Origin of the sequence: Streptomyces sp. KR55, assembly GCF_052245645.1 — a bacterium.
Taxonomy (GTDB): Bacteria; Actinomycetota; Actinomycetes; order Streptomycetales; family Streptomycetaceae; genus Streptomyces; species Streptomyces flavusporus.
Window position 1 is genome coordinate 1 of the sequence record NZ_JBQQCE010000454.1, and the last position, 7,980, is coordinate 7,980.

A 7,980-nucleotide genomic window follows, 5' to 3' on the forward strand; every position below is an offset into this window, starting at 1 on the left:
TGGGCATGGGTTCCCCCCTTGGGGGGAGGCACCCCGTCACGCCGACAGCTCCTCCCGCAAGGCATCCCGCAACCGTGCCGCCCGCTCCGAAACCTCCGCCGGCCCCAGGTGCACGGCACGGTCGGCCCACCGCTGCCCCTCCGCCAGCTCCCCCCGACGCGCGTAGACGAGGGCCAGCCGCAGCGCCGCCCGCCCGTGCCCCGCGTCAGCGGCCCGCGTCCACCACACGGCAGCCTCCGGCTCACTCCCCTCCCGAGCCAACAGCAGCCCAAGGTTGAACGCCCCGTTCCGCGACCCGGCCTCGGCCGCCTCCCGGTACCACCGAGCCGCCTCGACCACATCACCGCGCGCCGCGGCCAGCATCCCGACCCGCACCTGCGCTCTGCGATGCCCTTGATGAGCCGCCCGCTCGTACCACTCCTCGCACTCGGACTTCTCGTGCACCGACTCCCCCAGCTCATGCTGAGGAGCCGGCGGCCGCCGAGCGTCGAGCAGGGCCGCCAGCCGGTAGGCGGCTTCCGCACTCCCTCCACCGGCCGCACGCCGAAGATGCCGCTCGGCGTCCAGCTCGTCCCCCTCCCGCAGTCGCGCGATCCCGACCTGCAGCGCGGCTTCGATGTGCCCGGCGGCGGCGGCCCGCTCGTACCACCGCAGCGCGGCCGCGTCCTCGCCCCGTCCGGCATACAGAATCCCCAGGTTGAACGCGGCGTCCACGCTCCCCGCCTCCGCGGCCTTGGAGAACCACGGCTCGGCCCCGGTCTGGTCCCCGCCCTGGAGCAGCAGGATCGCGAGCGCGTTCGCCGCCTCCCGGTGCCCGGCGTACGCCGCGCGCCGGTACCACTGCTCGGCCTGTGTGGTCCGCCCCTGCTCGGCGCAGAGCAGCCCGAGGTTGTAGGCCCCGTTGACGTCACCGGCGTCCATCGCGGCCCGGTACCAGCGCTCGGCGGTCTGGGTCTGCCCGCGCTCGGCGTGCAGCGCGCCCAGTGCGTTGGCCGCGTTGCCGTCGCCCTCCTGCGCGGCGCGCAGCCACCAGACGGCGGCGCTCTCCTCGTCCCCGGCGTCCCGGAGCAGGAACCCGAGCGCGCAGGCGGCGCGCGCCTCGCCGTCCTTGGCGGACGTCAGGTACCAGCGCCCGGCCTCCTTCAGCTCGCCGCGCTTCTCGAGGATCGCCCCGAGGTGCAGCGCGGCCCGGCGGTGGCCGCGTGCGGCGGCCTGCCGGTACCACTGTTCGGCCTCCGCCTCCGCAGGCGGCTCGACACCGTTGTCAGACCCGGCCCCGCCCTCCTGTGCCGCCCGGCGATCAAGCGTGCGCGCCAGCCGGTACGCCGCTTCCCGGTGGCCCCGCTCGGCGGCGACCCGCATCCACTGCTCGGCGTCGGCGTCGGCGCGGTGCTCCAGCAGGTCGGCGAGGGCGTAGGCGCCCAGGACGTGTCCCTGTTCGGCGGACTGGCGCAGCCAGTACTCGGCGGCGGGTTCGTCGCCGCGTTCGCGGTGGTGCCGCCCGAGGGCGTGCGCGGCGGCCGCGCTGCCGGCGACGGCGGCGATCCGCCACCACCCGGCGGCTTCGTCGGCGTACCCACGCTGATGCAGCAGGACGCCCAGGTTGTTGGCGGCGGCGCGGTCGCCCTCGGCGGTCGCGGCGCGCAGATGGGGTTCGGCTCCGTCGAGATCGCCGCGGCGCAGCAGCATGGCGCCGAGGACGCTCATCGCCTCGACGTCACCGGCCTCGGCGGCGAGCCGCTGACGCGCCTCCTCGGCCGCTTCGCCGGTTTCGTCCCGGGTCTCCTCCTGGCCGGAAGGCTGCACAAATCGCCCTGTCTCGAACAGAGTTGCCTTGTCCCCCATAACGTCCATCGTCGCACCACCTGCAACCTGGGTACACCTGGTATACCGCAGCCAGTGAGGTCACTTCAGCGTTTTGTCGACATGCCCACAGAGAGATAAGTCAAACACAGTTCTGCCAACTCCCCACGGCGGCACGGCGATACGACACGTCGGCACATGCGTTCGCACACCACGAAGGCCCGGATCCTTGGAGGATCCGGGCCTTCGACTTCAGTAGCGGGGACAGGATTTGAACCTGCGACCTCTGGGTTATGAGCCCAGCGAGCTACCGAGCTGCTCCACCCCGCGTCGTTGTTCTGCAACCGTATCACGACGCGGGGAGAGCTTTACCAACTGCTTCGATCAGCTGCTTTTCGATCAGCTGCTTCGATCAGCTGCTGTTCGGACTGCTGGTGGGGCTGGGACTGCCAGAGGGGCTGGGACTCTTGGTGGGCTTGGGACTGCTGTTGTCACCGCCACCGCCCGTGTTGCCAGCCTGCGACTGCGCCTCCTCGGCCCGCTTCAGCGCCTCCTCCAGGTCCTCCTGGGCCCTGCCGTAGGCTTCCCAGTCGTTGTTCTTCAGGGCTTCCTGGCCGGCCTCGAAGGCCTTCTGGGCGTCGCTGAGCGCTTCCTGGACCGTGGGGTTGTCCGATGTCGGCGGCGGTGCCGTGTCCTCACCTTCGCCCTCGTCCGGTGGTGTCGGGGTCGAACCCTCCGCCCCGAAGACCTTGTTGAGGGCCTGGTCGAGAGTGTCCTCGAAGGCGGTGTTGCCGCCATAGGACACCAACACCTTGCGCAGCAGCGGGTACTTCAGTCCGCCACCGCGTACGTAGACCGGCTCCACGTACAGCAGTCCGCCGTTCAGTGGCACCGTCAGCAGGTTGCCGTACTCCACTTCCGAGTCGCCGCCTCTCAGCAGCCGGATGGACTCGGCGATGTCCTGTTCGGAGTTGAACTGGCTCTGGACCTGTTTGGGTCCGTTGACCGTCGTGCTGGTGGGCAGTTTCAGGATTCTGATCTTGCCGTAGCCGCTGGTGCCCGCCTCGGCGTCGACCGACATGAACGCGCTGAGATTGTCGCGCCCGTTGGGCGTGAACGTCGTCGTCAGCGAGAACGCCTGTTCCTTCTGGTCGGGCATCTTCATGCTCAGGTAGTACGGCGGCACCGCGTCGCCCGACTTGTTGGTCGGGTCGTCCGGCACCTGCCACACCTCGCTGCCGCTCAGGAACGTGTCGGCGTCCTTGACGTGGTAGCGGGTGAGCAGCTCGCGCTGGACCTTGAACAGGTCCTGCGGGTAGCGGAGATGGGCCATCAGCGAGTTGCTGATCTCGCTCCGCGGCTCCACCGTGTCGGGGAACGCCTTCATCCAGGTCTTCAGGACCGGGTCCTGGGTGTCCCACTGGTAGAGCTTGACCTCGCCGGTGTACGCGTCGACGGTCGCCTTCACCGAGTTGCGGATGTAGTTGACCTGGTTCTGCTGGGCCACCACCGCGCGCTGGTCGTTGGTCGCGGTCAGCGAGTCCGCCGTGGTGGTACCGAGGGTCGTACGGGAGGCGTACGGGTATCCGTTCGTCGTCGTGTACGCGTCGACGATCCACTGGATCTTGCCGTCCACCACCGCCGGGTAGGCGTCGCCGTCGATGGTCAGCCACGGGGCGACCGACTCGACGCGCTCCTTGGGGGTGCGGTTGTACAGGATCCGCGAACCCTCGCCGATCGCGCCGGAGTACAGGATCTGCGGCTCGTTGAGCGCTACCGCGTACGCGGCCCGGTTTATCGGGTTGGCGAGGTTGATCCCGCTCTTGCCCTCGTAGCTGTAGGTCTTCTCACCGCTGTCGTCGGAGTAGTCGATCTCCTTCTGGGGACCGCCGACGATCGAGTAGGTGTTGGTCTTCTCGCCGTAGTAGATCCGCTGCTCGTAGCTGCCCAGCTGGCCCTTGGACGGCAGGTCGGACTCGGTGAAGACCGGGCGGCCCTCGGAGTCGGCGGTGGTGCCCTTGGCGGCGACCACACCGTATCCGTGGGTGTAGCGGAAGTGGTTGTTGATCCAGTTCTGCTTGTCGATGCCCGCGTAGTTCAGCTCGCGCAGACCGATGACCGTGTCCTGGTCCTTGCCTTCCGCGCTGTAGCGGTCGACGTCCAGATTGGTCGGGAACGCGTAGTACTTCCGCATCTGTTGGAGCTGCTGGAACGTCGGCGAGACGATGTTCGGGTCCATGATGCGGATGCTGGCCGTGGAGTCGACGTCGTTGCGCAGCTTGGTCGCGTCCTCGGTGTTGCTCGTGCCCGAGTACTCGGTGACCTGGGTGCCCTCGATGCCGTACGCGTCACGCGTCGCCTTGAGGTTCTTCGCGACGTACGGGGCTTCCTTGGCCTGCTCGTTCGGCTGGACCTGGAACTTCTGCACGATCGCCGGGTACAGCCCGCCGATGAGGATCGCCGAGAGCACCATCAGGCCGAAGCCGATGAGGGGCAGCTGCCAGGTGCGCCGCCAGATGGTGGCGAAGAACAGCAGGGCGCAGATGACGGCGATGCAGAACAGGATCGTCTTGGCCGGCAGATAGGCGTTGGCGTCGACGTACCGCAGGCCCGTCCAGTTGTCCGTCGCCTTGAAGTCGCTGGACTTGACCGCGAGGCCGTACCGGTCGAGCCAGTACGCGACCGCCTTCAGCGCGACGAAGATGCCGATGAGCACCGACAGGTGTCCGGTCGCGGCGGCCGTGGCGCGCGCGCCGGGACTGGTGATGCGCAGCCCGCCGTACAGGTAGTGGGTGAGCGCGGCGGCGATCACGGAGAGGATCGCGGCGGCGAAGCCGAAGCCGAGCAGGAACCGGTACCAGGGCAGGTCGAAGGCGTAGAAGGCGACGTCCAGCTGGAACTGGGGGTCCTTCTGCCCGAAGGGCACGCCGTTGACCCACATCAGCCAGGTGCGCCACTGGCCGGACGCGGACGCGCCCGCGATCAGGCCCACCAGGGCAGTGATCCCGAACAGCAGCCACTTCTTGTAGGGCGCGATGCCCATCCGGTAGCGGTCGAGGCTCTGCTGCTCCATCGACATCGCGCTCAGCGGCGGGCGCAGCCGGTGGGCCAGCCAGATGTTGAATCCGACGGCGACGGCCATGAGCAGGCCGAAGACGAAGAAGAGTCCGATCTTGGTCCACAGGGTGGTGGTGAAGACGGACGAGTAGTTCACCGACCGGTACCAGAGCCAGTCCGTCCAGAAGCCCGCGAACATGGTGAACGCCATGCCGAGCACGGCAAGGACGCCCAGTGTCATGAGCAGGGTCCGGACTCGCCGGGACGGGCGGCCCACTCTGATCCGTGGCCCCGTCGGGCCTCCGCCGCGGTCCGGCATCTGGAAAGCCAAGGTGGCACCTCGAAAATCGCTGTTGGTCTGTCAGGCCCTGTGTTCGCGGGCCGTTCGATGGGCCCCGTGATCGTAGGCCCTCACCTATGCAACTTACTCACGCTTTACTCGGTTCCCGATTCCGGCCGGGAACGAGGCAGGATTGTGACCATGTCCAACACTCCCATGGCAGCGAGCCCGCTCACCCGGGCCGTACTCGAGATCGACGAGTACGCCTCCGGCCTCGGCTGGGACCAGCCCGCCCGCCTTTTCGCCCTTGTAGACACCGCGCAGCTGCGGGCCCAGGAACCCGCGCTCGCGACGCAGCTCGGCCTGGGGGACGAGCAGGAGGCCGCCGGTCTCACCCCGATCGAGCAGGACGAGGTTCCAACGGACAAGCCGCTCGACGAGTTCCTCGGCACGATCGCCTGGCCCGATGCGGTGGCCGGCTGTGCGCTGACGGTGGAGCGGCTGATGCTGCCGCCGTCCGCGGAGGCGCAGGTTCCGGAGGACCTGGACGAGGCCGCGCTCGCGAAGTGGGTGGCGCGGCACCCGGAGCGCCAGGAGGTCCGGATGACGGTCGCCGTCCTGCGGGACGGCGCGCGTGAGTCGGCGCTGCGGCTGCGGGAGAAGGACTCGCCGACGGAGGTTCTCACCGGCTCGGAGCTGGTGCCGGGTCTGGCGCAGGCGCTGGCGGCGACGTTCGAGGACTGAGGTCTACCTGTACGGCACTGGGGGGCGCCTTTGATCGTGCGGGCGCCCCCCGGCCGCGCGTGAGCCCTGTTGTTCAGCCCTTGGTGGTGCACTTAGGCAGGTCGGCGGTGTCGCCGCTGCGGATGTCCGCGAGGGCGTCGAGCGCGTCGTCGATGGTGTTCACCTTGACGAGCGTGAGACCGCTGGGGGTGTCCTCGGCGGCGGACGCGCAGTTGTCGGCGGGCGTCAGGAAGTACTGGGCGCCCTTGCTGCGTGCGCCGACGGTCTTCATCTCGATGCCGCCGATGGGGCCCACCTCGCCTTCGTCGTCGATGGTGCCGGTGCCGGCGACGAACGAGCCGCCGGTGAGGCTGCCCGGGGTGAGCTTGTCGTAGATGCCGAGCGCGAACATCAGGCCGGCGCTGGGGCCGCCGACGTCGGCGAGCTTGATGTCGATGGTGAACGGGAACGTGTGGTCCGTGCCCGCGGAGATGCCGACGATGGCGCGCTTCTTGCCGGTGTCGTCGGAGGTCGTGGTGGTGATCGTGACCTTCTCGGTCTTCGTCGCCGTCCGGTTCTCCTTCTCGGCGGCGGCCTGCTCCTTGGCGGGCACGATCGTGAAGACGACGTCCTCGCCAGGCTTGTGCCTGGTCACCAGGTCGGCGACGTCGGCGGGCGCCTTCACCGTCGTACCGTCGACGGCCTTGATCACATCACCGGCGTGCAGCCTGCCCTCGGCCTGGGAGTCCTTGACCACGGTGGAGACGATCACCCACGACTTCACCGGTACGTCCAGTTCCTTCAGGGCGGCGACTTTGGCGCTCTCCTGGGACTGGCTGAACTCCTCGGCGTTCTCCTGGGTGGACTCCTCCTCGGTCTTGCCGTCCGGGTAGAGCGTGTCGTGCGGGACGACCTTGTTGTCGTGCGCGAGCCAGCCGTAGACGGCCTCGACGAGGTTCATGCGGTAGTCGGCGCTGGTGACGCGGACGGTGGTCATGTTGAGGTTGCCGGTCGTCGGATAGATCTTGCGGCCGGAGATCTGCAGCACCGGCTCGCCGTCGTGGTCCCCGAGGGTGTTCACCGTGGGCCCCGGGGACATCTCCGAGTACGGCACGGGGATGAGTACTCCCGCGCACAGAAGCGCGATCAGCATCAGGGTGGAGGCGAGCATCGTCGCGGTGCGGCGTGGCATGGAACGACAGTACGGGACGCTTCTGTCAGCGCACCGTCAGGGCAGCCTGGCGGTCACGGGCTGGTGCGGGACTTCTCCATGGCCTCACGGAAGCGCGCGTACCCGTCCAGCTCGGGGCCGTCGCTGCGCGCCCTGCGGGTCCGGTTGGCCCAACTGCCCCACAAGCCTGCGGCGATCGCAGCCACAAGCGGAATCAGCAACCAGGCGAGCGCCGCCATGCCGACCTCCCAACCCGATGAGCGTCTGCGACTGACCGATCAGCAGATTAACCGTCTGCACCGACAACGCTCACGTCAGGGGTGCGGTTACGCAACCGGAAGGGTTAACGGGGCCCACAGATTTCAGCAGGCGCCCACCCGTCGCCCGACCACCACCCCTCAACGACGGCGCTACGCGCCGACCCATTCTTCGGTTCCGTCCGAAAACTTCTGGTGCTTCCAGATCGGCACCTCGTGCTTGAGGTCGTCGATGAGCTTGCGGCAGGCCTCGAAGGCCTCCCCGCGGTGCGGACACGACACGCCGACGACGACGGCGAGGTCCCCGATCTTCAGATCCCCCACACGGTGCACGGCCGCCAGCGCCCGCACCGGGAACTCGGCGACGACCTTCTCGGCGATCCGCCGCATCTCGGCCTCGGCGGTCGGGTGGCAGGAGTATCCGAGCTCGTCCACGTCGGCTCCCCCGTCGTGGTTCCGCACGGTCCCCACGAACAGCGCGGTCCCGCCGGCGGCGTCGTCCCCGACGGCCCGGAAGACCTCGTCGAGGGAGAGCGGTGTCTCACGGATACCGATCAGCTTGATGGGATCCTGCGCGCCCTGCTCACCGGGATGATCGTTCATGGCTGCCATGGCTCCATCGTGCCTCACGCCTCAGACACTACGAAATGGCGTTTTCATCACGCACGCACGTGCGCAGGGACCAACGT

Annotated in this window: 6 protein-coding genes and 1 tRNA gene; 1 reads left to right on the forward strand and 6 read right to left on the reverse strand. The window is 68.6% G+C overall.

Features of this window, described 5'->3' with window-relative positions:
- Nucleotides 1-36: 36 nt before the first annotated feature.
- The 3 genes from ACTWQJ_RS41540 to ACTWQJ_RS41550 all read right to left on the reverse strand — a co-directional run bounded on the left by ACTWQJ_RS41540 (nucleotide 37) and on the right by ACTWQJ_RS41550 (nucleotide 5,179).
- On the reverse strand, nucleotides 37-1,854 hold the full coding sequence (locus tag ACTWQJ_RS41540) for a sel1 repeat family protein (protein ID WP_443311599.1): 1,818 nt from the start codon (nucleotides 1,852-1,854) through the stop codon (nucleotides 37-39).
- 205 nt (nucleotides 1,855-2,059) lie between these two features.
- Nucleotides 2,060-2,133 (reverse strand) — tRNA-Met (locus tag ACTWQJ_RS41545).
- Nucleotides 2,134-2,215: 82 nt separating this feature from the next.
- Nucleotides 2,216-5,179 (reverse strand): UPF0182 family membrane protein, encoded by a 2,964-nt coding sequence (locus tag ACTWQJ_RS41550; RefSeq protein WP_443311603.1) that lies wholly within the window; start codon nucleotides 5,177-5,179, stop codon nucleotides 2,216-2,218.
- A 162-nt stretch (nucleotides 5,180-5,341) separates the two neighbouring features.
- Here ACTWQJ_RS41550 and ACTWQJ_RS41555 point away from each other — a divergent pair, with 162 nt between their 5' ends.
- Nucleotides 5,342-5,884: a PPA1309 family protein gene (locus ACTWQJ_RS41555; RefSeq protein WP_443311600.1), complete on the forward strand. Its 543-nt coding sequence runs from the start codon at nucleotides 5,342-5,344 to the stop codon at nucleotides 5,882-5,884.
- 73 nt (nucleotides 5,885-5,957) lie between these two features.
- Here the strand turns inward: ACTWQJ_RS41555 and ACTWQJ_RS41560 are convergent, their stop codons facing one another.
- The 3 genes from ACTWQJ_RS41560 to ACTWQJ_RS41570 all read right to left on the reverse strand — a co-directional run bounded on the left by ACTWQJ_RS41560 (nucleotide 5,958) and on the right by ACTWQJ_RS41570 (nucleotide 7,903).
- Entirely contained in the window at nucleotides 5,958-7,055 is a 1,098-nt protein-coding gene (locus tag ACTWQJ_RS41560; protein WP_443311601.1) for a YlbL family protein, read from the reverse strand.
- A 53-nt stretch (nucleotides 7,056-7,108) separates the two neighbouring features.
- Nucleotides 7,109-7,273, reverse strand: a complete 165-nt coding sequence (locus tag ACTWQJ_RS41565) for a hypothetical protein (RefSeq protein WP_165396464.1) — start codon at nucleotides 7,271-7,273, stop codon at nucleotides 7,109-7,111.
- A gap of 171 nt (nucleotides 7,274-7,444) precedes the next feature.
- Entirely contained in the window at nucleotides 7,445-7,903 is a 459-nt protein-coding gene (locus ACTWQJ_RS41570) for a molybdenum cofactor biosynthesis protein MoaE (protein ID WP_443311602.1), read from the reverse strand.
- Between the last annotated feature and the right edge of the window lie 77 nt (nucleotides 7,904-7,980).